The sequence below is a fragment of the Pseudomonas sp. S3_B08 genome (genome assembly GCF_054667725.1).
The window spans coordinates 5,344,560-5,367,837 of sequence record NZ_CP162750.1 but is presented as its reverse complement, the minus strand read 5'-3'; the positions used below and the strand labels follow the sequence as shown (position 1 = coordinate 5,367,837).

Here is a 23,278-nt window from a genome sequence, read left to right as displayed (position 1 = left end):
GCCGGCGCTTGAAAGGCCATATCATCCGTGAATATGCGTTCCGACTCCAGCGCCAAAGCGTCGATCTACGCGTTTAATCGCAGATCGAACGCTCTAGGAAGGCGTTCTCGCCTAATTGAGGTTTTCGACGAGCAGCGCATCCACCCTCTGGAAGCCCCGCGGAAGTTTGTTTCCGCGCCGTCCCCGCTCACCTTTGTAGTGCTCGAGGTCGTCGGCTTTCAGCGACAGGGTCCGTTTGCCAGCCTGCAATACCAGGGTGGCGCCTTCCGGCAGGACGGCGATGTCCGTGACATATTCTTCGCGACTGGCCACGCGTTCACCGGATATACCGATGATCTTGTTGCCTTTGCCCTTACCTAATTGTGGCAGATCGCTGATTTTGAAGATCAGCAGGCGACCTTCGGTCGTGACCGAGGCCAGCCAGTTCTGCTCACGATCGGCCACAGGGCGCGGCGCGATGACCTTGGCGTTGTTCGGCAGGCTCAACAGGGCCTTGCCGGCCTTGTTCTTCGCTTGCAGGTCTTCGCCTTTGACCACGAAGCCGTAACCGGCATCGGACGCAATCACGTACAGCGCATCGTCTTCGGGCATCAGCACGCATTCGAACGAAGCGCCCGGTGGCGGCGTCAGACGGCCGGTCAAGGGTTCGCCCCGGCCACGGGCCGACGGCAAGGTATGCGCGGCGACCGAGTAGCTGCGACCGGTGGAATCGATGAACACGGCAAACTGGTTGGAGCGCCCCGCCGCCGAGGTCTTGAAGCCATCGCCGGCCTTGTACGACAGACCGGTAGCGTCGATGTCGTGGCCCTTGGCCGAACGCACCCAGCCTTTTTCCGACAGCACGACAGTGACTTTCTCGTTCGGCAGCAGATCGTGCTCGCTCAACGCCTTGGCTTCGGCGCGCTCGACGATTGGCGAACGGCGGTCGTCGCCGTAGGTTTCGGCGTCTTTGAGCAGCTCGGTGCGCACCAGTTTCTTCAGCTTCGCTTCGCTGCCCAGCAGGGCTTGCAGCTTGGCTTGTTCCTTGAGCAGTTCGTCCTGCTCGTCGCGCAGCTTCATTTCTTCCAGTCGCGCCAACTGACGCAGACGGGTGTCGAGAATGTAGTCGGCCTGAATCTCGCTGAGGGCGAAACGCTCAATGAGCTTGGCTTTCGGATGCTCCTCGGTACGGATGATGTGAATTACTTCATCCAGGTTGAGGTAGGCGATCAGCAAACCGTCCAACAGGTGCAGGCGACGCTCGACCTTGTCGAGGCGGAATTGCAGGCGGCGACGCACGGTCAGCACGCGGAATTCCAGCCATTCGACCAGCAGCGCACGGAGGTTTTTCAGCTGCGGCTTGCCGTCCAGACCGATGATGTTGACGTTGACCCGGTAGGTCGACTCCAGCTCGGTGCTGGCGAACAGGTGCTGCATCAGCGCTTCGTGATCGACGCGGCTGTTGACCGGGATGATCACGATGCGGCACGGGTTTTCATGGTCGGATTCGTCACGTAGATCGGCGATCTGCGGCGCTTTCGACGGTTTGGCCTGCATCAGCGCGGCGATCTGCTCCAGCACCTTGGCGCCGGAGACCTGATGCGGCAGCGCGGTGACGATGATGTCGCCGTCCTCGACGTGGTACACGGCGCGCATACGCACCGAGCCCTTGCCGGTTTCGTACATCTTCAGCAGGTCGGCGCGCGGCGTGATGATTTCCGCTTCGGTCGGATAATCCGGACCCTGAATGTGTTCGCAGAGCTGTTCGACCGTGGCTTTCGGCTCATCCAGCAAGCGCACGCAGGCGGTGGCGACTTCACGCAGGTTGTGCGGCGGCACATCGGTGGCCATGCCCACGGCGATACCGGTGGTGCCGTTGAGCAGAATGTTCGGCAGGCGCGCCGGCAACACCAGCGGCTCCTGCAGGGTGCCGTCGAAGTTCGGCCCCCAGTCCGCGGTGCCCTGGCCCAGTTCGCTGAGCAGCACTTCGGAATAGCGCGACAGCCGCGCTTCGGTGTAACGCATGGCCGCGAAGGACTTCGGATCGTCCGGCGCACCCCAGTTGCCCTGGCCGTCGACCAGCGTGTAGCGGTAGCTGAACGGCTGCGCCATCAGCACCATCGCTTCGTAGCACGCCGAATCGCCGTGGGGGTGGAACTTGCCGAGCACGTCACCGACGGTACGCGCCGATTTCTTGTGCTTGGAATCGGCGTCCAGCCCCAGTTCGCTCATGGCGTAGACGATACGCCGCTGTACCGGCTTCAGGCCGTCGCCGATATGCGGCAAGGCGCGGTCCATGATCACGTACATGGAGTAGTTGAGGTAGGCATTTTCGGTGAAGTCAGCCAGCGATCGGCGTTCTACACCGTCCAGGCTGAGATCAAGGGAGTCGCTCATGCGGGCCTCATCGGTTCGTTGTCTGGCGCAGCAGCATGGTGCCACCGCGCTGGGTAAATTCAAGTCTGTTCAGGGCGCTCATGCCGAGCAGCACCTGGTCGCCATGCAGCCCCGGCGCCACCAGTGCACGGACATCCCGCAGCACGATGTCGCCCAATTGCAGGCGGGCAATCTTCGTTCGATAGCCCTGGCTCAGGCCATTGGCCGTGCTCAGGGTCACGCCGAAACCTTCTTGCAGCTTCAAACGCTTGGCCAGATCCGCCGGAATCGCCACATCGGTCGCGCCGGTATCGAGCATGAACTCGACCGGCTCACCGTTGATCTGGCCGCTGGCAACAAAATGCCCTTGGGCATTGCTCACCAGTTTCACTTCGATAAAACCTTCGCCCTGCTCCGACGTGACCACGATGTTCGGATTCTGCTGGCGCTGCTCCCACTGCCCAAAATATTTCGTCGCGAGAAACAGTGCCGCGCACCAGGCGAGGACCATTAGCACCCGACCGGCACGCTTGCCCGGCGGTTGCTGGCTCATGGCCTGGCACTCCAGCCACCGTCCGGCGCGGCGAAGCGCCAGACCACCGGGCGGACTTCGCCGTCGGCACGCGGGCCAAAATTGTTGTCGACGCCGATCCACGCACCCTCAGCATCAATGATCAGCGCTTCTTCCAGTCCGTAGTTCTGCGAGTAGCGGCGATTTTCCCGCAACAGTTCGCCGGCGTACGACCAGCATTGTTCGACCTTGGCCGTCTGTGCATCGCGACGGCAGATCTCGAAAGCGTTGCGTTCAAGGGTAAACAGCTTGCCGTTGAACAAGGAAATATCGGAAAAGTCGCGATGAACCGCTTTCGCCTTGGGAAACTGTGGCGGCTGCATCTCCTTGCCGCCCTCACTGAGCAGCACGCAGCGACCGTCACAATCCCACACCGTCTGCTGGCGCTTGATCAGCAGCAGGCCGCGCTTTTGCCGTTCGGCGGCCAGCCATATCTGATCACCGGCCGGGTTGATCGCCAGGCCTTCGAAGATCGAATTGAACTTCAGCAGCAGGCCGCTCGCCCGCGCTTCGCGAACCAGCAGCGGCGAGATTTTCAGCCAGTTCGCCGGGCCACTGACCGGCACCTGCAACACCGCCGCATGGGCTTCGCTGACGATGTAGCGATTGCCAGCGCTGTCGCAACTGATGCCTTCGAAATCCAGTTCGCCCCCGCGAATGAACGACGCCGCCCAGGTACGCGAACTCAAGCCCCACGGCAAGCCGCTCTCCGGCACAGGCGGCACGTCGATGTGCACGGTTTGCGCCTGCCAGACCGGATCGCGGGTATCGAGCCGATAGATCTGCTCGTCATCGCGATCGGAAACGGTCCACAGCTCGTTGCCGCACATGGCCAGACCTGACAGGTTACCGCCGCGCATGCCTTCGACCGGGTGTTCGGAAAGCAGCCGCAATTCTTGCAGCGGCTCGGCCGACACGCTCAGCGCACTCAGCAGCAACGCACCCGCCAAGGCCCAGCCAAACTGCATCAGGCCAGCACCTCGGCGAGGTTGCCTTTGGATTCCAGCCAGGTCTTGCGGTCGCCGGCGCGTTTCTTCGCCAGCAGCATGTCCATCATTTCCGAGGTTTCGGCGAAGTCTTCGCCCAGCGTCAACTGCACCAGACGCCGGGTGTTCGGGTCCATGGTGGTTTCACGCAGTTGCGGCGGGTTCATTTCGCCCAGGCCTTTGAATCGGGTGACCTGGGGTTTGCCGCGTTTCTTTTCGGCCACCAGGCGATCGAGAATGCCGTCGCGCTCGGCTTCGTCGAGGGCGTAGTAGATCTCTTTGCCGAGGTCGATGCGGTACAGCGGCGGCATCGCCACGTAGACGTGACCGGCATCCACCAACGGGCGGAAATGCTGGACGAACAGCGCACACAGCAAAGTCGCAATGTGCAGACCGTCGGAGTCGGCGTCGGCGAGGATGCAGATCTTGCCGTAGCGCAGCTGGCTCATGTCCGCCGCGCCCGGATCGACGCCGATGGCCACGGCGATGTTATGCACTTCCTGGCTGGCGAGCACTTCGCTGCCGTCGACTTCCCACGTGTTGAGGATCTTGCCGCGCAACGGCAGGATCGCCTGGAACTCCTTGTCCCGCGCCTGTTTGGCCGAACCGCCGGCGGAGTCACCCTCGACCAGGAACAGCTCGGAACGCATCGGGTCCTGCCCGGCGCAGTCAGCCAGTTTGCCCGGCAGCGCCGGACCTTGGGTGACGCGTTTGCGCTCGACTTTCTTGCTCGCCTTGAGACGGCGGCCGGCGTTGTTGATCGCCAATTCGGCCAGGGCCAGACCGGTTTCCGGGTTGGCGTTGAGCCACAGGCTGAAAGCGTCTTTAACCACACCGGAGACGAACGCCGCTGCTTCACGGGAAGACAGACGCTCTTTGGTCTGGCCGGAGAATTGCGGTTCCTGCATCTTCATCGACAAGACAAAAGCGATGCGCTCCCAGACGTCTTCCGGCGCCAGCTTCACGCCGCGCGGCAGCAGGCTGCGGAACTCGCAGAACTCGCGCATCGCATCGAGCAGGCCCTGACGCAGACCGTTGACGTGCGTACCGCCCTGGGCGGTCGGGATCAGGTTGACGTAGCTTTCCTGCACCGCGTCGCCACCTTCCGGCAGCCACAACAGTGCCCAGTCGACCGCTTCTTTATTACCGGCGAAAGCGCCGCAGAACGGCTCGTTCGGCAGACGTTCGAATTCGCTGACCGCATCGACCAGGTAGGAGCGCAGGCCATCTTCGTAATGCCACTCGACTTTCTCGCCGGTGCCTTTGTCTTCGAAGCTGACCAGCAAGCCCGGGCACAACACAGCCTTGGCCTTGAGCACATGCTTGAGGCGGCTGATGGAGAATTTCGGTGAGTCGAAGTATTTCGGGTCCGGCGCGAAGTACACGCTGGTGCCGGTGTTGCGCTTGCCGACGGTGCCGACGATTTCCAGCTCGGAGGCCTTGAAGCCGTCCTTGAAGGTCATCTGGTATTCGTTGCCGTCACGTTTGACCCGTACGCGCACTTCGGTCGACAGCGCGTTGACCACGGAAATACCCACGCCGTGCAAGCCGCCGGAGAACTGGTAGTTCTTGTTGGAGAACTTGCCGCCCGCATGCAGCTTGGTGAGGATCAGTTCGACGCCGGACACACCCTCTTCCGGGTGAATGTCGACCGGCATGCCACGGCCGTCGTCGCTGACTTCCAGCGAATGGTCGGCGTGCAGGATGACCTGCACCGATTTGGCGTGGCCGGCCAGGGCTTCGTCGACGCTGTTGTCGATGACTTCCTGGGCGAGGTGGTTCGGCCGACTGGTGTCGGTGTACATGCCGGGGCGTTTGCGCACCGGGTCGAGGCCCGAGAGGACTTCGATGGCGTCGGCGTTATAAGAACTAGCGCTGGGAGTGGCCATAAGGTCTCGTCGTCAGTCATTCATGAAAGAGGGGCAAGACTTCACAGCGTGGTGAAATCGATTGCCTGGTACATATCGGCAGCCATGCCGGCAAAACTCAGCAACGCCGGCAATTGCCCGGCAAAGCCCTGGAAACTGTGGTCGCCGCCGGCCTGGATGCGCAAGGCACAGGCGCGGTAATACTGTTGGGCGAGGCGATAATCCAGCGTTTCGTCGCCGGTTTGCAACCAGACCTGATAACGCTGCGGATCCTGCGGTGGTGGCACTTCCAGTTCGGCCAGCGCCGTGACGTGGTCTTGGGTCAGTTCCCAGGTTTCATCGGTGTAGAGGTTCTGCTGCGTGCCCAGATAACCATCGAACATCCGGTGCGGGCTGACCGCCGGGTTGACCAGCAGGGCTTTCAGGCCATGGCGCTCGGCCAGGTGAGTCGCATAGTAGCCGCCGAGCGAACTTCCCACCAGCAACGGCCGGCCCAGCTCGGCGATTGCCTGCTCGAGCTGACCGATGGCTTCACGCGGATGGTGATGCAGCGCCGGCACGCGCAATTGCCCGCTCAAACCCAGCTGCTCCATGACCGCGACCAGCTGACAGGCCTTCTTCGAGGCAGGCGCGCTGTTGAAACCGTGGATATAGAGGATCGAACCGGACATTTGAGCTCCCTGGCTGTCGGCGAAAGATAGCGGAGTTTACAGGGAGAAGGACCGGGATTGGGGGTGGGTTCAATAAATTGGTGTGACAGCACAAGCTGCCCTCACCCTAACCCTCTCCCGGAGGGGAGAGGGAACCGACTGGGGGATATTCGAGAGCTACACCGACCTGAGCGTTTTGCTGCGAATCCATAATCGATATCGCTGTTTCAGGTCGATGCACAGCCAAAGACACCGCGGTCGGCCCCCTCTCCCTCTGGGAGAGGGCTGGGGTGAGGGTCTTTGATTGTCAGTTCAGTAACCGTTGGAGCCGTAATCGACTGTGAACTCGAAGTCGCTGACTCTTTCGACGCCCGTTTCCAATTTCCCGTCCGGCAACAATCGCAGCCAGCGATACCCCGGCGCCTGCTCACCGACCTTGAAATCCGCACTCCCCGGCTCGAACTGGATGCACGTTGAAGGCGAAGCCATCAAACGCACGCCATTGCGTTCTCGATCGATTTGCTGATGCACATGCCCCCATAACACCGCGCGAACCTGCGGGAAGCGATCCAGCACTTCGAAGAACGCTTCCGGGTTGCGCAGGCCGATCGGCTCCATCCATGCGCAGCCGATCGACACCGGGTGATGATGCAGGCACACCAGATGATGGCGCTCCGGCGCCTCGCTCAGCGCGCGGGCGAGCAGTTGCAATTGATCATCCTGCAGATAGCCCGGCACCGAACCCGGCACCGCCGAATCGAGCATCGTCACCCGCCAATTGCCAATATCGACCACCGGCTCCAGGAGCGTGCTTTGCACCGCCGCCTCGGCCATGACCATCGGCTCGTCGTGATTGCCGGGAATCCAGCGCGCGGGTGCACTGATCTGCGCGCTCAGTTGGCGGAATGCCTGATACGACTGCAGCGTGCCGTCCTGGGAAATATCGCCGGTCGCCAGCACCAGGTCGATCTGCGCCTGTTGCGCCAACACCAGGTCGATGACCTGTTGCAGGCTCTCGCGGGTCTTCATGCCCAGCAGCGTGCCGTCCGCCTCGGCGAACAAGTGGCTGTCGGACAACTGCACCAGCAGCGCCGGGTCGGCGCTGGTCAATGTCGATACGCTGGGCAAGGCGCTCTCCCGGGGCTAAGCACGCAATGGATGGGTGCGGCAATTATGCTGGGGGATGACACAAAGGGGAAACCGCCGAAGCGGACGCAGTTCACAACTAGCGAACGACTTCGTACTCGTGCCCCAACGCCAGACAGTGACTCAGCCATTCGCCCAGAAACACATTGAGCTGGGCCTTTTCATCGGGCTGGTGCATGGCGGCGTTCGGATAAGGATAGATGCCGCGAAAGCGTCGTGCATGCTCGGCGCTGACCACTTCGGCCATGCGCGCGTCGTGGTAGACCTGCACTTCCAGTTGCGGCACCGGCAACCACGGCAGACTGTGCTCCTGGCGCACCTGCAAGGTCGTGGTGTACGGGCAGGTCTGCAACACCTCGAGAGCGAGCACTCCAAGCATCTGCTCGCCCTGGGTCACAGCGATACGCCGCGCCTCGGGTTCGTTGCGCATGTCCGGCAGCAGTCGCATCAGGCGCGCGTAGTTGGCCTCGCAGGCGGCTTGCAGCCCTACGAGGTCAACCCGATAACGATCGCGCAGCTTGTTTACGACCATAGCCCCCTCACTTCGGCGCGGTTGAGCGCCAGCCACTGCAAGGCGATGATGCTCGCCGCGTTGGCAATCCGTCCGTCACGCACGGCCTGCAAGGCATCTTCAAATGCCCAGACCGTTACGCGAATATCTTCGGCCTCTTCTTCCAGCCCGTGCAGCCCGCCGACACCGTCGGTGCTGCAACGCCCCAGATACAAATGCACGAATTCGTTGCTGCCACCCGGCGAGGGGAAATACTTGGTCATCGGCCACAGCGCCTTGATGTCCAGTCCAGCTTCCTCCTGCGCCTCGCGGTGAGCAACTTCTTCCGGTTGCTCATCCTTGTCGATCAGACCGGCGACCAGTTCGACCAACCACGGGTTGTCGGCCTTGCCCATGGCGCCGACACGAAACTGCTCGATCAACACCACTTCATCGCGCTGCGGATCGTAAGGCAGGACGCACACGGCATCGTGGCGCACGAAGATTTCACGATTGATCTCGCGGCTCATGCCCCCGGCGAACAGCTCATGGCGCAAGTGCACACGGTCGAGCTTGTAGAAGCCCTCGTAGCATTTTTCGCGCCGCACGATATCCACGGCGGTCGGAATGGCGTTGGCAAAGTCAGTCATAATCTTCCTCTTTACTGCACATCCATTACGAGGTTGCTGTGTAAAACCGGCAACCTCGACTTCGCGCCATCCTAACGCGCCCGCACCGTTTGATGCAGCCCCTTTACCGTCAGCGGGATGGACGGTGACGGTGAAACACACTCTAATCAGCTTAGTGGCGAACTGACTGCTCCGTTGAGAGTCGAAGCGGTATCTTTTTGCCTTCCCCTGCTTTCGAAAGGACGCCCATGTCGCTTTTCAAAATTGCCTCTGTGGCCGCTATTGCCCTGACTCTGGGCGCTTGTGCCAGCCTGTTCCAGCCCAACTATCGCACGCCGCTGGAAACCACCCGCGACGCCTCGGAACAACTCAAACCCGGCTGTTCCAATCCCGATTGCCCGCTGGTGAACATCGACACCCTGCGCTTCCCGGACGAGCCGGCACTGGACGGCATCATCGAAAAACGTCTGCTGCAAATGACCCGCACCGAGAAGAACGCACCGGTCGCGCCAACCCTGGCCGCCTACCGCGAGCAGTTCCTCGCCAGCGCCGGCCCGCGCAACAGCAGCTATCTGCAAGCGAAAGTACGCGAGCAGCATGACGGACTGGTGATCATCGAGCTGTCGAGCTACCTCGACACCGGCGGCGCCCACGGCACGCCGGGTCGCGGTTTCATCAACTATTCGCGCCAGCAGCACAAGGTGCTGAACCTGTCCGACATGTTGCTGCCGGGGCAGGAAGAGGCGTTCTGGAAAGCCGCGCAAGTGGCGCACAACAGTTGGCTGATCAGTACCAAGCTCGATCAGGAGGCGGAATTCGTCGCGAACTGGCCGTTCGTGAAAACCCCACACGTGGCGCTGACCTACGGCGGCGTGATCCTCAAGTACGACGTGACCACTATCGCGCCATATGCGCTGGGCCACGTCGAACTGAAGATTCCTTACCCGCGCCTGAACGGCATACTCAAGCCCGAGCTGTTTCCCGGCCGTAACTGAAGGCCCGGCCCAGCACCAGTTGTAGCAACCCTGCCAGCACCAGCGCCGGCAGGGTTGCGCCGACATCCGGATACAGATTCGCCAGCAAGTGGTAGGTGCTGACTCCACCCAGCCACGCCAGCAACGCCGGCCAGCGCAATGCGGCTGAGGCGACCTGAGCACTGCGCTTGCGCAGGATGAAGTGATCCACCAGCACCACGCCGAACAGCGGCGCGAACACCGAGCCGATCAACAGCAGGAAATTCTGGTACTGCGCCAACGGCGCCAGCAGTGCGATCAGCGTGCAGATCACGCCGATGGCCAAGGCCAGATGCTCGACTTTCAGACGCAACAGAATCCCGCTCGATACCGCCGCCGAGTGAATGTCGGCAAAAGCGTTTTCCGACTCGTCGAGCAGAATCAGCAACAGCGGAATGCCCAGGCCGGCGCCAGCCAAGGCCAGCAGCAACGCATTGACTTCACCGCTCGGCGCGAACGCCAGGGTGTAGGCCACACCAAGGCTCATCAGCCAGAAGTTACCGATGAAAAAACCCACAGCCGTGCCACCGAAAACATTCTTCGCGCGTTTGCCGAAACGCGAGTAGTCGGCAATCAGCGGCAGCCATGACAGCGGCATGGCGATGGCAATGTCGAAGCCCACGGCAAACGGCATCGAACCGTCACCGGCGCGCGCCCACAGCGCCGCGAGGTCGGCTTTGGCGAACAGGTTCCAGGTCAGCCACAGGCACGCGGCGAGCAACAGCCAGATGCCCCACTTGCGCAGAATCTGCCGCACGAACGTCAACGGCCCGCTCACCGCGAGCAAGGTCGCCAGCGCACCGAAGAACAGCGTCCACAGAATCGGATTGGCCCACAGCGAACCTTCGCTGAAGGCGCGGCTGCCGAGCAGACTGGCGGCGTCGCGCATGACGATGATTTCGAACGAGCCCCAGCCGATCAGTTGCAGCAGATTGAGCAGCGCCGGCAGGCTCGCGCCTTTGCTGCCGAGGCTGAGCTTCAGCGCCGCCATCGATGACAGGCCGGTGTCGCTGCCGATCACGCCGACTGCAGCCAGCAACAGCACGCCCACCAGCGTGCCAAGGAAGATCGCCAGCAAAGAACCGGACAGACCCAGACCCGGCGCGAGCAATGCGCCGGTCTGCAAAACCATCAGGCCGATGCCGAGGGAGAACCACAGGGAAAACAGATCGCGCCCGCCGAACACACGCTTTGCAGCGGGGACGGCGAGATCGGGGGAATAAGTGCCGGGTTGAATGCTCAAGGGTGTTATCTCAAAGGGACATTTGTTGTGATCGTTCCCACGCTCTGCGTGGGAATGCCTCTCGGGACGCTCCGCGTCCAGTGACGCGGAGCGTCACGGGCTGCATTCCCACGCGGAGCGCGGGAACGATCAGTACGGGGTCAAACTTTCTTGTACAGCTGACTGCCTTCCTTCTTGAACCGCTCGGCCTGTTCCGCGAGTCCTTTGGCGACGTCCACGTCGACCGCATCGATGCGTTGGTTGGCCGCGTATTCACGGACTTCCTGGGTGATCTTCATCGAGCAGAATTTCGGCCCGCACATCGAGCAGAAGTGCGCGACCTTGGCCGAGTCCTTCGGCAGGGTTTCGTCGTGATAGGAGCGCGCGGTGTCCGGATCCAGGCCGAGGTTGAACTGGTCTTCCCAGCGGAATTCGAAACGCGCCTTGCTCAGTGCGTTATCACGAATCTGCGCGCCCGGGTGTCCCTTGGCCAGGTCCGCTGCGTGGGCGGCGATCTTGTAAGTGATGATCCCGGTCTTCACGTCATCCTTGTTCGGCAGGCCCAAGTGCTCCTTCGGCGTCACGTAGCAGAGCATCGCGCAACCGAACCAGCCGATCATCGCCGCGCCGATACCCGAGGTGATGTGGTCATAGCCCGGCGCAATGTCGGTAGTCAGCGGGCCGAGGGTGTAGAACGGCGCCTCGTCGCAGCATTCGAGCTGCTTGTCCATGTTCTCTTTGATCAATTGCATCGGCACGTGGCCCGGGCCTTCGATCATGCATTGCACGTCATGCTTCCAGGCGATTTTGGTCAGCTCGCCGAGGGTTTCCAGTTCGCCGAATTGCGCTTCGTCGTTGGCGTCGGCAATGGAGCCCGGACGCAGGCCATCGCCCAGCGAGAAGCTGACGTCGTAGGCCTTCATGATTTCGCAGATTTCGTCGAAGTGGGTGTAGAGGAAGTTCTCTTTGTGGTGCGCCAGGCACCACTTGGCCATGATCGAACCGCCACGGGAGACGATGCCGGTGACGCGCTTGGCGGTCAGCGGCACGTAGCGCAGGAGCACGCCGGCGTGAATGGTGAAGTAGTCGACGCCCTGCTCGGCCTGTTCGATCAGGGTGTCGCGGAACAACTCCCAGGTCAGGTCTTCAGCGACGCCGTTGACCTTCTCCAGCGCCTGATAGATCGGCACGGTACCGATCGGCACCGGCGAGTTGCGGATGATCCACTCGCGGGTTTCGTGAATGTGTTTGCCGGTGGACAGGTCCATCACCGTGTCCGAGCCCCAGCGAATGCCCCAGGTCAGTTTCGCCACTTCTTCTTCGATCGAAGAACCCAGGGCGCTGTTGCCGATGTTGCCGTTGATCTTCACCAGGAAGTTACGGCCGATGATCATCGGTTCCAGTTCGACGTGGTTGATGTTGGCGGGAATGATCGCGCGGCCGCGAGCGATTTCTTCGCGGACGAATTCAGGGGTGATTTCTTGCGGAATGCTTGCGCCGAAGCTGTGGCCGGCATGTTGCTGCTTGAGCAAACCGGCCGCACGGGCCTCTTGCAGCTTCATGTTTTCGCGGATGGCGACGTATTCCATCTCGGCGGTGATGATGCCTTTGCGCGCGTAGTGCATCTGGCTGACGTTGGCCCCGGCCTTGGCGCGGCGCGGGTTGTTGACGTGAGCGAAGCGCAGTTTGGTCAGTTCGGCATCGGCCAGACGCTGCTGGCCGAAGTTCGAGCTCAGGCCCGGCAGGCGCTCGGTATCGCCACGGTCATCGATCCACGCTGAACGCACATCGCCAAGGCCTTTGCGCACATCGATGACCACGTTCGGATCGGTGTACGGGCCGGAAGTGTCGTAGACCGTGACCGGCGCATTGATCTCGCCGCCGAAATCGGTCGGGGTTACATCGAGGCTGATTTCGCGCATCGGCACGCGGATGTCCGGGCGCGAGCCCTGAACGTAGATTTTTTGCGAACGGGTGAACGGCTTGATCGATTGCTCGTCGACCTTGGCCGAGTCACTCAGGTTGATCGCGTTTTTTTCTTTGTTGTCATCACGGGCTCTCCAGACAGCATCCAGCAGTGGATTGTCGGAGCAGAACCTGAAAGGCACGGACGCACCAGGACCGGTGCTGTGCATTCGTCATGAGCGTTCGATTGTCGAACAATATCCCGGACGAAGCACAAGAGGACTCGCCGGGTGACGAGAAATCTTGTTCCCTACGCAGGCGCTAACCTGATCAGGTTCAACGGGATCCGAAATTATTCGATCTCAGCCTCATAGCAAGGCACCCCGACAAGAACCCGGCCAGTCTAGACACAACCATCAAGGAACGCCAACACCGCAGCGAACGCCATGATGAATGGCGTAAATACCCAGGCTGGCCGATTGTTGCCGGAGCAATGCGCAACTACACTCGCTTGGCCTGCCCAGCCTTGACGCTGTGTGGGCTGCGCCTTACCTTTGGCGCCCGGATTACTTCCATAATATTCATGCTAGGGATCGCCTCATGCTGCGCAAACTTTCATTGGCTGTTGCCGTGTCCTGTGCGTCCAACACAATGGCCTGGGCAGCGGAAGCACCCTTGTCGACCAAAACCGATCTGGTCAGCGTCTATCAGGAAGCGGTCGACAATAACGCCGACCTCGCCGCGGCCCGCGCCCAGTATGGCGCGCAGAAAGAAGTGGTGCCGCAAGCCCGCGCCGGTCTGCTGCCGAACCTGTCCGGTGGCGCCGAAGTTGCTGACGTGCGCACCTCGATCGACCAGCCTTCGGCCATCGCCAACCGCAGCGCGCATTCCTACCAGGCGACACTCGCGCAGCCGCTGTTCCGCGCCGATCGCTGGTTCCAGTATCAAGCAGCCAAAGACGTCAACGAACAGGCCGCGCTGCAGCTCTCGGCCACCGAGCAGAACCTGATCCTGCAGAGCGCCGAAAGCTACTTCAACGTGCTGCGCAGCCAGGACAATCTGGCCTCGACCAAGGCTGAAGAAGCGGCGTTCAAACGTCAGCTCGATCAGTCCAACGAGCGCTTCGATGTCGGCCTTTCGGACAAGACCGACGTGCTGCAATCGCAAGCCAGTTACGACACCGCGCGAGCCAACCGCATCGTCGCCCAGCGTCAGGTCGATGATGCGTTCCAGGCGCTGATCACCCTGACCAACCGTCAGTACAACTCGATTCAGGGCATCGTCCACACGCTGCCGATTCTGCCGCCTTCGCCCAACGATGCGAAATCCTGGGTCGACACGGCGGCGCGGCAGAACCTCAATCTGCTCGCCAGCAACTACGCGGTCAGCTCCGCCGAGCAGACGCTCAGGCAGCGCAAGGCCGGCCACTTGCCGACCCTCGACGCCGTGGCCAAATACGAGAAAGGCGACAACGACGCCCTCGGCTTCGCCAACCCCAACTCGTTCGGCGCACCTTATGGCGGCAACGTCGAGCAGAGCACGCTGGGCCTGCAACTGAACATCCCGATCTACAGCGGCGGGCTGACCAGTTCGCAAGTGCGTCAGTCCTATGCGCAACTGGATCAGAGCGAACAGCAGCGCGAATCGCTGCGCCGGCAAGTAGTTGAAAACACCCGCAATCTGCACCGCGCGGTGAACACCGACGTCGAGCAGGTGCAGGCGCGCCGCCAGTCGATCATCTCCAACCAGAGTGCGGTGGAAGCTACGGAAATCGGTTATCAGGTCGGCACGCGCAACATCGTCGACGTGCTCGACGCGCAACGCCAGCTGTACACCTCGGTGCGCAACTACAACAACACCCGCTACGACTACATCCTCGACAACCTGCGCCTGAAGCAGGCAGCGGGGACGCTGAACCCGGGTGATCTGGAAGATCTGCGGCGCTATCTGAAAGCCGATTACAACCCGGACAAGGACTTCCTGCCGCCGGATCTGGCGTCGGCGGCTGAAGCGCAGCTCAAGGCCCGGCCATAAACAATCTGGAATGAATCCCATGTGGTGAGGGGATTTATCCCGTCCGGCTGCGCAGCAGTCGTAAATCCTGCTTGCCAGATTTGACTGAATCACCGCGTTGAATGGTTTCGGGGCCGCTTCGCAACCCAGCGGGGATGAATCCCTGTGGCGAGGGGATTTATCCCCGTCCGGCTGCGCAGCAGTCGTAAATCCTGCTTGCCAGATCTGACTGAATCACCGCGTTGAATGGTTTTGGGGCTGCTTCGCAACCCAGCGGGGATGAATCCCTGTGGCGAGGGGATTTATCCCCGTCCGGCTGCGCAGCAGTCGTAAATCCTGCTTGCCAGATTTGACTGAATCACCGCGCTGAATGGTTTTGGGGCTGCTTCGCAACCCAGCGGGGATGAATCCCTGTGGTGAGGGGATTTATCCCCGTCCGGCTGCGCAGCAGTCGTAAATCCGACTTGCCAGATCTAACTGAATCAACGCGCTGAATGGTTTTGGGGCTGCTTCGCAACCCAACGGGGATAAATCCCCTCACCACAGTAATATTCCAGGCGACTATTGGATCAGCCGCGCCAGACCATCCAGCCAAAGGCCCCGGCCATAAACAATCTGGAATGAATCCCATGTGGTGAGGGGATTTATCCCCGTCCGGCTGCGCAGCAGTCGTAAATCCTGCTTGCCAGATCTGACTGAATCACCGCGTTGAATGGTCTTGTGGCTGCTTCGCAACCCAGCGGGGATGAATCCCTGTGGTGAGGGGATTTATCCCCGATCGGCTGCGCAGCAGTCGTAAATCCTGCTTGCCAGATCTGACTGAATCACCGCGTTGAATGGTTTTGGGGCTGCTTCGCAACCCAGCGGGGATGAATCCCTGTGGTGAGGGGATTTATCCCCGTCCGGCTGCGCAGCAGTCGTGAATCCTGCTTGTCAGATCTGACTGAATGACCGCGCTGAATGGTTTTTGGGCCGCTTCGCAACCCAGCGGGGATGAATCCCCTCGCCACCCTGATATTCCAGGCGACTATTGGATCAGCCGCGCCAAGCCATCCAGCAAGCGCTGCAACGCGCCCTGATTGCGGCGCATCACCGCCAGCCCGGCCTCGGCCATGCGCTGCGCATCACGCGGCAGTTCGAACAAGCGCTGCACCTCGACTGCTAGGCCTTCGGCATCATCCACTTCGGCCAATGCCCCGGCTTCGCGCAATTGCGCGGCGATGTCGAGGAAGTTGAACAGGTGCGGGCCGCTGAGTACCGGTTTTGCCAGCGCGGCGGGTTCGAGCAGGTTGTGCCCGCCGTTCGGCACCAGACTGCCGCCGACAAATGCGCTGTCGGCCAGGGCATAGAGAAACAGCAACTCACCCATGGTGTCGCCGAGCAGCACGCTCGTTTGCGCATCGACATTGGCCCCGGTCGAGCGACGTACCGTGGCGAAACCTTCGCGCTGGCACAAGTCGAACACCGAATTGAAACGCTCGGGATGACGCGGCACCAGAATCAGCAACGCATCGGGATGACTGCCCAGCAAACGACGATGGGCGTCGAGCACCACTTCGTCTTCGCCTTCGTGGGTGCTCGCAGCGATCCATACCGGGCGATCCTGCGCCTGCCACCGGCTGCGCAGTTCGGCTGCACGCTGCAACAGTTGCGGGTCGATGGTCAGGTCGAACTTGATCGAACCGGTGACCTCGACAGTTTCCGGACGTGCGCCAAGATCGCGGAAGCGCTGGGCCTCGGCTGCGGTCTGCACGGCCAGCAAACTCATCTCGGCGAGCATCGGCGCAGTGAGTTTGCTGAAGCGGCCATAGCCTTTGGCGGAACGCTGCGACAACCGCCCATTGGCCAACGCCACCGGAATCCCGCGCTTGGCACATTGATGAATATGGTTAGGCCACAGCTCGGTCTCCATGATCACTGCAAGCCTGGGCTGTACGCGATCAAGAAAACGCGCCGCCGCACAAGGCAAGTCATACGGCAGATAGCAGTGTTGAATGCGCGCCTCGTTGGCGAACAGTGCCTGAATCCGCTCCGAACCGGTCGGGGTCATGCAGGTCACGGTGATCGGCAGCGTCGGGTAGCGTTCCAGCAGCGCGCGGATCATCGGCGCGGCGGCAATGCTTTCGCCGACCGACACCGCGTGCACCCAGATGCCACCGGGCTGCAACGTCGGCATGCCATAAGTAAAGCGCTCGCCAATGCGTTTGGCATACGCCGGCGCCTTGCGCGCACGCAGCCATAGTCGAATCGCCACCAATGGCAGCCCCAGGTAAAACAGCGCGGTGTAGAGAGTTCTATTCATGGCGGCGGAGTTTATCGGCTTTTGTCGCCGATCGCCCGCAAGTGCACGGCAAAACGTTCCGCCAGCCAGCGCGCGGCCGGGCCGAGCGGTTCGTCGCGGCGCCAGACCAGTTCCACCACCAGCGCTGGCGGCGTCCATTCGCTGTCGAGCTCAATCATCTGGCCTTGATACGCCGAGTACTGCACAACGTGGCGCGGCAACCAAGCCCAGCCGAGATCGCGCACCAGCCATTCGGACATTACGTAAAAGCTGTCGGCGCGCCACACCTGTGGGCTGGCCGGCTCGTTGCCGGGATAGACGCTGGTCTGCGTCGACATCAGCAATTGCCGGTGCTGCGCCAGTTGCTGGCAGGTCACATAGGAATGCTGCGCCAGCGGATGATTGACGCCACAGACCGTGACCATTTCCACTCGACCCAGCACGCGGCGCTCAAGGGCTTCGGGGATTTCATCGTGATAGAACAACAAGCCAAGATCGGCCCGGCGTTCGACCAGTTTGCGCGCGACTTCGCCTTGGGCGGCGCTGGTCAGTTGCACTTCCAGGCTGGGAAACTGCTCGGCCAGTTCGCCGAAACTTTCCACCAGCGCCTGATACGGCATCGCCTCGTCCTGAGCCACCCGCAACTGCGCCTCCTGACCGCGCAGCATCGCCATGGCCCTGCCGTTGAGGCGCTCGCACTGGCGCAACACTTCCCGCGCCTCTTCCAGCAACGCCGCGCCCGCCTCGGTGAGGATCGGCTGCCGACCGCTGCTGCGCTCGAACAGGCTTACGCCCAAATCCTCTTCAAGCATCGCAACGGCGCTGCTGATCGCCGACTGCGCCTTGCGTTGTCGACGTGCCACGGCGGAGAAAGACCGCTGTTCAGCGACATCGACAAATACTCGCAGCTGATCGAGATTCCATTGCATGCTTGCTACCAACCCATCTATAGAACAGATAGGTAATGACTTTACCCCATCTGAGCAATCCCTAGAATGTCACTCCAGCAAGCAATGATTTATTTGAGGATCAAACCATGAACGCCTACGTCTATCTGGCCATCGCCATCTGCGCCGAAGTGATCGCCACCGTTTCGATGAAAGCGGTCAAGGGCTTCAGCACTCCTCTACCGCTGATTCTGGTGATTGTCGGCTACGGGATTGCATTCTGGATGCTGACGCTGGTAGTGCGCACCGTTCCGGTCGGCGTGGCCTACGCGGTCTGGGCCGGTATGGGCATTGTGATGGTCAGCGTGGCGGCACTGTTTATCTATGGGCAGAAGCTGGATATCCCGGCGATGCTGGGGATGGCGTTGATCGTGCTGGGCGTGGTGGTGATTCAATTGTTCTCGAAAACCGCCGGCCATTAACTGCCAGACACAATCCCCTGTGGGAGCGAGCCTGCTCGCGAATGCGGTACATCAGTCAACACATATGTCGACTGGCATTCCCTCTTCGCGAGCAGGCTCGCTCCCACATTGGCCCATATGTTCGGCATGTTGATCATCGACAAATCCGCCCCTTTCCCGAGTCTGTATACTGCGCCCTCGTCTTGAGCACTGAGGTCGTTGCATGCCATCCGTTATTTCCACCGACGTTCTGATTGTCGGCGCTGGTGTCGCCGGCCTCTGGCTGAATGCGCGCCTGCGCGGTCAGGGTTTCTCGACCGTGCTGGTGGAAAGCGCCAGCCTCGGTGGCGGGCAGAGCGTGAAGTCCCAGGGCATCATCCACGGCGGTGCCAAGTACGCGCTGCACGGCGCGCTGACCGGGGCCTCGGAAGCCATCGCCGATATGCCGCGCCGCTGGCGCGAGGCGCTGGCCGGCAATGGTGAGCTGGATCTGTCCGGCGTGCGTCTGCTGTCCGAAGCCCATTACCTGTGGTCGCCAGGCACTTTGGCCGGCAACCTGACCAGTTTCTTCGCCAGCAAAGCCGTGCGTGGCCGGGTCGATCAGGTCAAGGGCGATGAACTGCCGCCAGCCCTGCAAGACAAGCGTTTCAAGGGCAAGGTCTATCGCCTCGCCGAATTGGTAGTGGATGTCCCGAGCCTGATCCAGCGTCTCGCCGAGCTGGCCGGCGACGGTCTGCTCGCCGGGCAGGTCATCGAACCGTTGCTGGAAGCCGGCGTGCTGGTCGGCCTGAAAGTCGATGGCCGTGAGATCCGCGCTCAGCGCATCGTCCTCAGCGCCGGCGCCGGCACGGCCGAACTGCTTGAAGCCCTGGGCCTGAGCCGTCCGGCCATGCAGCGCCGCCCCCTGCACATGATCCTCGCCAAAGGCCCCGGTTTGAAACCGCTGTACGCGCACTGCCTGGGCGGCGGGACCAAGCCGCGCATTACCGTGACCACGCATCCGGCGGCTGATGGCCAGTGGGTCTGGTACATGGGCGGCGACATCGCCGAAAGCGAAGGCGTGGCCCGCGAGCCAGCCGAACAGATCGCCACTGCGCAAAAGGAAATCGCCCAATTGCTGCCGTGGATCGACCTCAGCACCACGCAATGGGCCACCCTGCGCGTCGACCGCGCGGAGCCGCTGCAAACCGGCCTGACCCGTCCGGACAACGCATTCCTCGCCGAGGAAGGTCGCTTGCTCGTCGGCTGGCCGACCAAACTGGCACTGGCGCCGGACTTCGCCGACCGCGTTATCGGCTCGCTGCAACGCGACGGCATCCAGCCGCAGGCGACCGAGCCGCTGCCGCCGCTGCCGAAACCGCCGCTCGGCGTCCCCGCATGGGAGCAACTGCTGCCATGAGCATTGCCACTCTGCACGAACTGCATCGCCCACTGGGCAGCACCGGCCTGACGGTTTCGCCGCTGGGCCTGGGCACGGTCAAACTCGGCCGCGATCAAGGGGTGAAATACCCCAACGGCTTTCAGATTCCCGGCGATGACGAAGCGCGCATGCTGCTGCGCCAGGCGCGCGATCTGGGCATCAACCTGATCGACACCGCACCGGCCTATGGGCGCAGCGAAGAACGCCTCGGCCCGCTGCTGCGCGGTCAGCGTCAGGACTGGGTGATCGTCAGCAAGGTCGGTGAAGAGTTTGCCGATGGCCTGTCGCGTCACGATTTCAGCGCCGCGCACACGCGAATGTCGGTCGAGCGCAGCCTGCAACGTCTGGAAACGGATTTTATCGATCTGGTCCTCGTGCACTCGGACGGCAACGACATGGCCATCCTTGAGCACGAAGAGGTCTACGCCACCCTCGCGGCGCTGAAGGCCGAGGGCAAGATTCGCGGCTTCGGGTTTTCCGGCAAAACCGTCGAAGGCGGCTTGAAAGCGCTGGAGCAAGGCGACTGCGCGATGGTCACCTACAATCTGAACGAACAAAACGAAAAGGCGGTCATTGACTATGCTGCTGCCCACGGCAAAGCCATTCTGGTGAAAAAAGCCCTGGCCAGCGGTCATGTCTGTCTGAGTCCGGGAGTCGATCCGGTGCGCGCCAGCTTCGAGTTGCTGTTCACTCATCCCGGCGTTGCCAGTGCTATTGTCGGCACGATCAATCCGCTGCACCTCGCCCATAACGTAGCGACCGTTGCCCAGGTCCTGCGTAGTCACTGACGCCGCCCCGCGGCCTTAAGCCAGGAGCCGATATGCCGCGCACGCTCATCCGCAAGAACCCGAGCAACTTCAAAACACTGCCGCTGTTCGTCGAAGCCACGCCCGAAGGCCTGAGCTATCAGAGCGTCGGCATGCCGCTGAACTTCGCCCAGACCCTGCAACGGCGCAAACCGGTCAGCGTCGCCGACAGCGAGCGCTTCGCGCTGGAACTGGCCAACCTCGGCGTGTCCGTGCGCCTGACCCTGCACTGGCAGAATCGCGATTACTGGGTGCTGGTGCGCCAGCGTCGGCAGGATCGCGGCGACGTGGTGCTGAAACTGATTTCCGGCTATGTGCCTGCTCATGAGCTGAACATTCCGCTGCACACGGCGATTCAGGAGATTGCCGAAGAGTGCCTGCTGGAAACCCCGGAAGGCTGGCTCGGCGGGCGTTTCAACGACACCTGGCTACCAGCACCCTATTCCGCTGCACTGCATTATCGCGAGGCGCTGCCGTTTCGCCTGACGCCGTTGTCCGGTTCGGCGCGTCCGGTGCGCTGCGCCAACCTGCAATTGCTGGAGCGACCAAGGGCGTACGTGCATCTGCCGACGGCGTCTCTGCAATTGATCTATGACTTGCGCCTGGACGTGCCCAAGGAGGCGAAGTCCTTGAGCCTGTTTCATGTCGACGAGCGTCTGGAAGGCGATCAACTGGTGGCGCGGCTCGATCGCAAACGGCCAGACCTGTACTTGATGCCATTGCACGACGGCCAGCCGCTGCCTGAGTTGTACACCCTGAAAAAGGATCAACTGTATCCGGCGAGTACCCGCGGTCTGTATCTGGCCGAAAGCTTCGCGCGACAGGATGGCTGGCTGGTGCGTGATGAGCGGATTCGCTGGAAAGACTGGTTGCGCCAACAGGGCCTGACGCCAGCGGAGAAAGCCACTGGACTGGCACGCCTGCGCGGCAAGGCCAGGCAGCTGCTGAAGAAAATCGTACCGCGCAAGAAAGTGAATTCCTGAAAGCAAAAAATCGCAGCCTTCGACGACTCCTGCATTGGAATGTATTCCCCTGTAGGAGCTGCCGCAGGCTGCGATCTTTTGATCTTATTGGCCGCGGATCTTTTCCACGATCGCTGTCGTCGAGCTGTTTTCCACCAGCCCCAGGACTTTCACGGTGCCGCCGTAGGCGGTGACGATATCCGCGCCGACCACCTGATCGATTCCGTAATCGCCGCCCTTGACCAGCACGTCCGGCTTGACCTCGCGCAGCAGGTTTTCCGGTGTGCCTTCAGAGAAACTGATCACCCAGTCCACCGCGCCGAGACCGGCGAGTACCGCCATGCGGCGATCCACGCTGTTGATCGGCCGGCCCGGGCCTTTCAGGCGGCTGACCGAGGCGTCATCGTTGACTGCCACGATCAGGCGGTCGCCCTGAGCACGGGCCTGTTCCAGATAGGTGACATGGCCGGCATGCAGGATATCGAAGCAGCCATTGGTGAAAACAATCCGCTCGTTGTGCGCACGGGCATCGTCAACCGCCAGCAGCAGCTGCTCAAGTCCCAGCACGCCTCGCTCCGAACCTTCTTCGCGCTGAATGGCGCGGCGCAGTTCCGGGGCGCTGATCGCTGCGGTACCCAACTTGCCGACGACGATGCCTGCTGCCAGATTGGCCAGCGCCACGGCGTGCGGCAGTTCTTCGCCTGCGGCAATGGCCGCGGCCAGGGTCGAAATCACCGTATCGCCGGCACCGGTCACGTCGAACACTTCGCGGGCGCGGGCCGGCAGATGCAACGCCGGATGATCCGGACGCAGCAAGGTCATGCCGTGTTCACCACGGGTCACCAGCAGCGCGCCGAGGTCGAGCTCCTGCATCAGGACGGCGCCCTTGCTCACCAGTTCGTGCTCATCGGCGCAACCACCGACGATGGTTTCGAACTCGCTGAGATTCGGTGTGATCAGGCTGGCACCGCGGTAGATCGAAAAGTCCTTGCCCTTCGGATCAGCCAATACCGGTATACCTTTGGCACGGGCGGCCTGGATCAGGGCCTGGTGATTTTTCAGTGCGCCTTTACCGTAATCCGACAACACCAGCACCTTGATGCCTTCAAGCAACCCGTCAACCTGCGCGGCCAGTGCCAGAGCATCGGTGGCGAACACTTCTTCGAAATCGATACGCAGCAACTGCTGGTGCCGGCTCATGACCCGCAGCTTGACGATGGTCGGCTGGTGCGCGATGCGCTGAAACAAGGCGCGCACGCCCGCGCCCTTGAGACTGTTGCTCAGGCTGTCGGCGGCTTCGTCATCGCCGGTCACGCCCACCAGCGATGCCGGTGCACCCAGCGCGGCAATGTTCAGCGCCACGTTGGCGGCACCGCCCGGGCGATCCTCGATCTGCTCGACCTTGACCACCGGCACCGGCGCTTCAGGAGAAATCCGTGAGGTTCCGCCATGCCAGTAACGGTCGAGCATGACATCGCCGACCACCAAGACAGGGGCTTGATCGAATCGCGGCATCGACAATTTCATGGAGCAACCCACATACAAAATGAACAGGGGCGCGATATTAACAGGATCGCGCGCGCCGGGAATACACGAGGGTGAGGCTGGCCCAC

Annotated in this window: 19 protein-coding genes and 1 riboswitch; of the genes, 6 read left to right on the top strand and 13 right to left on the bottom strand. The window is 61.8% G+C overall.

Annotation, left to right across the window (positions count from 1 at the left end; all coding sequences use genetic code 11):
* Positions 1-111: 111 nt before the first annotated feature.
* From parC to AB4N73_RS24200, 8 genes are all read right to left on the bottom strand, one after another.
* Positions 112-2,376, bottom strand: coding sequence for a DNA topoisomerase IV subunit A (gene parC, locus AB4N73_RS24235; RefSeq protein ID WP_460059822.1), 2,265 nt, complete (start codon positions 2,374-2,376; stop codon positions 112-114).
* Between the two features lie 7 nt (positions 2,377-2,383).
* Entirely contained in the window at positions 2,384-2,908 is a 525-nt protein-coding gene (locus AB4N73_RS24230) for a retropepsin-like aspartic protease family protein (RefSeq protein ID WP_460142641.1), read from the bottom strand.
* The gene (locus AB4N73_RS24225; RefSeq protein ID WP_460059821.1) at positions 2,905-3,894 is read right to left on the bottom strand and encodes an esterase-like activity of phytase family protein; all 990 of its coding nucleotides are present in this window, start codon (positions 3,892-3,894) and stop codon (positions 2,905-2,907) included. The genes AB4N73_RS24230 and AB4N73_RS24225 overlap by 4 nt, the downstream gene beginning before the upstream one ends.
* A complete protein-coding gene (gene parE / locus AB4N73_RS24220) occupies positions 3,894-5,801 on the bottom strand; it encodes a DNA topoisomerase IV subunit B (RefSeq protein WP_095180975.1) in 1,908 nt (635 codons plus the stop codon). The genes AB4N73_RS24225 and parE overlap by 1 nt, the downstream gene beginning before the upstream one ends.
* A gap of 41 nt (positions 5,802-5,842) precedes the next feature.
* Positions 5,843-6,451, bottom strand: a complete 609-nt coding sequence (locus tag AB4N73_RS24215; protein ID WP_460142640.1) for a YqiA/YcfP family alpha/beta fold hydrolase — start codon at positions 6,449-6,451, stop codon at positions 5,843-5,845.
* 291 nt (positions 6,452-6,742) lie between these two features.
* Positions 6,743-7,558, bottom strand: coding sequence for a 3',5'-cyclic-AMP phosphodiesterase (gene cpdA, locus AB4N73_RS24210; protein WP_460142639.1), 816 nt, complete (start codon positions 7,556-7,558; stop codon positions 6,743-6,745).
* A gap of 97 nt (positions 7,559-7,655) precedes the next feature.
* Positions 7,656-8,108, bottom strand: a complete 453-nt coding sequence (locus AB4N73_RS24205; protein WP_016771972.1) for a DUF1249 domain-containing protein — start codon at positions 8,106-8,108, stop codon at positions 7,656-7,658.
* Positions 8,099-8,716: an NUDIX domain-containing protein gene (locus AB4N73_RS24200; RefSeq protein WP_024011344.1), complete on the bottom strand. Its 618-nt coding sequence runs from the start codon at positions 8,714-8,716 to the stop codon at positions 8,099-8,101. Before AB4N73_RS24200 ends, AB4N73_RS24205 begins: the two co-directional genes overlap by 10 nt.
* A 227-nt stretch (positions 8,717-8,943) precedes the next feature.
* On the opposite strand from AB4N73_RS24200, the gene AB4N73_RS24195 reads away from it, so the two are divergent.
* Positions 8,944-9,690 carry an RsiV family protein gene (locus AB4N73_RS24195; protein WP_016771974.1) on the top strand — a complete coding sequence of 249 codons (747 nt, stop codon included), beginning with the start codon at positions 8,944-8,946 and terminating at the stop codon, positions 9,688-9,690.
* On the opposite strand, the gene cytX is transcribed toward AB4N73_RS24195, so the two are convergent.
* Positions 9,659-10,951, bottom strand: a complete 1,293-nt coding sequence (gene cytX, locus AB4N73_RS24190; protein WP_457264562.1) for a putative hydroxymethylpyrimidine transporter CytX — start codon at positions 10,949-10,951, stop codon at positions 9,659-9,661. The two genes, AB4N73_RS24195 and cytX, sit on opposite strands and share 32 nt — an antisense overlap.
* A gap of 140 nt (positions 10,952-11,091) precedes the next feature.
* Positions 11,092-12,957: a phosphomethylpyrimidine synthase ThiC gene (gene thiC, locus AB4N73_RS24185; protein ID WP_460143610.1), complete on the bottom strand. Its 1,866-nt coding sequence runs from the start codon at positions 12,955-12,957 to the stop codon at positions 11,092-11,094.
* A gap of 168 nt (positions 12,958-13,125) precedes the next feature.
* A riboswitch (TPP riboswitch) is annotated at positions 13,126-13,231 on the bottom strand.
* Positions 13,232-13,435: 204 nt separating this feature from the next.
* Between thiC and AB4N73_RS24180 the strand changes: the two genes are divergently transcribed.
* The gene (locus AB4N73_RS24180) at positions 13,436-14,869 is read left to right on the top strand and encodes a TolC family outer membrane protein (protein WP_041477642.1); all 1,434 of its coding nucleotides are present in this window, start codon (positions 13,436-13,438) and stop codon (positions 14,867-14,869) included.
* Between the two features lie 1,006 nt (positions 14,870-15,875).
* Here AB4N73_RS24180 and waaA read toward each other — a convergent pair.
* Both waaA and AB4N73_RS24170 read right to left on the bottom strand, forming a co-directional pair.
* The gene (gene waaA / locus AB4N73_RS24175; RefSeq protein ID WP_460142638.1) at positions 15,876-17,150 is read right to left on the bottom strand and encodes a lipid IV(A) 3-deoxy-D-manno-octulosonic acid transferase; all 1,275 of its coding nucleotides are present in this window, start codon (positions 17,148-17,150) and stop codon (positions 15,876-15,878) included.
* Between the two features lie 11 nt (positions 17,151-17,161).
* Complete coding sequence (locus tag AB4N73_RS24170) at positions 17,162-18,058, bottom strand: LysR family transcriptional regulator (protein ID WP_460142637.1); 897 nt, start codon at positions 18,056-18,058, stop codon at positions 17,162-17,164.
* A 107-nt stretch (positions 18,059-18,165) separates the two neighbouring features.
* Here AB4N73_RS24170 and AB4N73_RS24165 point away from each other — a divergent pair, with 107 nt between their 5' ends.
* The 4 genes from AB4N73_RS24165 to AB4N73_RS24150 all read left to right on the top strand — a co-directional run bounded on the left by AB4N73_RS24165 (position 18,166) and on the right by AB4N73_RS24150 (position 21,686).
* Positions 18,166-18,498 (top strand): DMT family transporter, encoded by a 333-nt coding sequence (locus tag AB4N73_RS24165; RefSeq protein WP_150638310.1) that lies wholly within the window; start codon positions 18,166-18,168, stop codon positions 18,496-18,498.
* Between the two features lie 202 nt (positions 18,499-18,700).
* The gene (locus AB4N73_RS24160) at positions 18,701-19,876 is read left to right on the top strand and encodes an NAD(P)/FAD-dependent oxidoreductase (RefSeq protein WP_252877319.1); all 1,176 of its coding nucleotides are present in this window, start codon (positions 18,701-18,703) and stop codon (positions 19,874-19,876) included.
* Positions 19,873-20,685, top strand: a complete 813-nt coding sequence (locus tag AB4N73_RS24155; RefSeq protein WP_095180984.1) for an aldo/keto reductase — start codon at positions 19,873-19,875, stop codon at positions 20,683-20,685. Before AB4N73_RS24160 ends, AB4N73_RS24155 begins: the two co-directional genes overlap by 4 nt.
* Before the next feature lie 32 nt (positions 20,686-20,717).
* Complete coding sequence (locus AB4N73_RS24150; RefSeq protein WP_024011335.1) at positions 20,718-21,686, top strand: hypothetical protein; 969 nt, start codon at positions 20,718-20,720, stop codon at positions 21,684-21,686.
* Positions 21,687-21,770: 84 nt separating this feature from the next.
* Here the strand turns inward: AB4N73_RS24150 and hldE are convergent, their stop codons facing one another.
* Positions 21,771-23,192: a bifunctional D-glycero-beta-D-manno-heptose-7-phosphate kinase/D-glycero-beta-D-manno-heptose 1-phosphate adenylyltransferase HldE gene (gene hldE, locus AB4N73_RS24145; protein ID WP_041477636.1), complete on the bottom strand. Its 1,422-nt coding sequence runs from the start codon at positions 23,190-23,192 to the stop codon at positions 21,771-21,773.
* Between the last annotated feature and the right edge of the window lie 86 nt (positions 23,193-23,278).

What these genes read in the sequence shown, in the direction of transcription:
- parC (WP_460059822.1), bottom strand. Translation starts at nt 2,376, where the DNA reads ATGAGCGACTCCCTTGATCTCAGCCTGGACGGTGTAGAACGCCGATCG.
- AB4N73_RS24230 (WP_460142641.1), bottom strand. Translation starts at nt 2,908, where the DNA reads ATGAGCCAGCAACCGCCGGGCAAGCGTGCCGGTCGGGTGCTAATGGTC.
- AB4N73_RS24225 (WP_460059821.1), bottom strand. Translation starts at nt 3,894, where the DNA reads ATGCAGTTTGGCTGGGCCTTGGCGGGTGCGTTGCTGCTGAGTGCGCTG.
- parE (WP_095180975.1), bottom strand. Translation starts at nt 5,801, where the DNA reads ATGGCCACTCCCAGCGCTAGTTCTTATAACGCCGACGCCATCGAAGTC.
- AB4N73_RS24215 (WP_460142640.1), bottom strand. Translation starts at nt 6,451, where the DNA reads ATGTCCGGTTCGATCCTCTATATCCACGGTTTCAACAGCGCGCCTGCC.
- AB4N73_RS24205 (WP_016771972.1), bottom strand. Translation starts at nt 8,108, where the DNA reads ATGGTCGTAAACAAGCTGCGCGATCGTTATCGGGTTGACCTCGTAGGG.
- AB4N73_RS24200 (WP_024011344.1), bottom strand. Translation starts at nt 8,716, where the DNA reads ATGACTGACTTTGCCAACGCCATTCCGACCGCCGTGGATATCGTGCGG.
- AB4N73_RS24195 (WP_016771974.1), top strand. Translation starts at nt 8,944, where the DNA reads ATGTCGCTTTTCAAAATTGCCTCTGTGGCCGCTATTGCCCTGACTCTG.
- AB4N73_RS24180 (WP_041477642.1), top strand. Translation starts at nt 13,436, where the DNA reads ATGCTGCGCAAACTTTCATTGGCTGTTGCCGTGTCCTGTGCGTCCAAC.
- waaA (WP_460142638.1), bottom strand. Translation starts at nt 17,150, where the DNA reads ATGAATAGAACTCTCTACACCGCGCTGTTTTACCTGGGGCTGCCATTG.
- AB4N73_RS24170 (WP_460142637.1), bottom strand. Translation starts at nt 18,058, where the DNA reads ATGCAATGGAATCTCGATCAGCTGCGAGTATTTGTCGATGTCGCTGAA.
- AB4N73_RS24165 (WP_150638310.1), top strand. Translation starts at nt 18,166, where the DNA reads ATGAACGCCTACGTCTATCTGGCCATCGCCATCTGCGCCGAAGTGATC.
- AB4N73_RS24160 (WP_252877319.1), top strand. Translation starts at nt 18,701, where the DNA reads ATGCCATCCGTTATTTCCACCGACGTTCTGATTGTCGGCGCTGGTGTC.
- AB4N73_RS24155 (WP_095180984.1), top strand. Translation starts at nt 19,873, where the DNA reads ATGAGCATTGCCACTCTGCACGAACTGCATCGCCCACTGGGCAGCACC.
- AB4N73_RS24150 (WP_024011335.1), top strand. Translation starts at nt 20,718, where the DNA reads ATGCCGCGCACGCTCATCCGCAAGAACCCGAGCAACTTCAAAACACTG.
- hldE (WP_041477636.1), bottom strand. Translation starts at nt 23,192, where the DNA reads ATGAAATTGTCGATGCCGCGATTCGATCAAGCCCCTGTCTTGGTGGTC.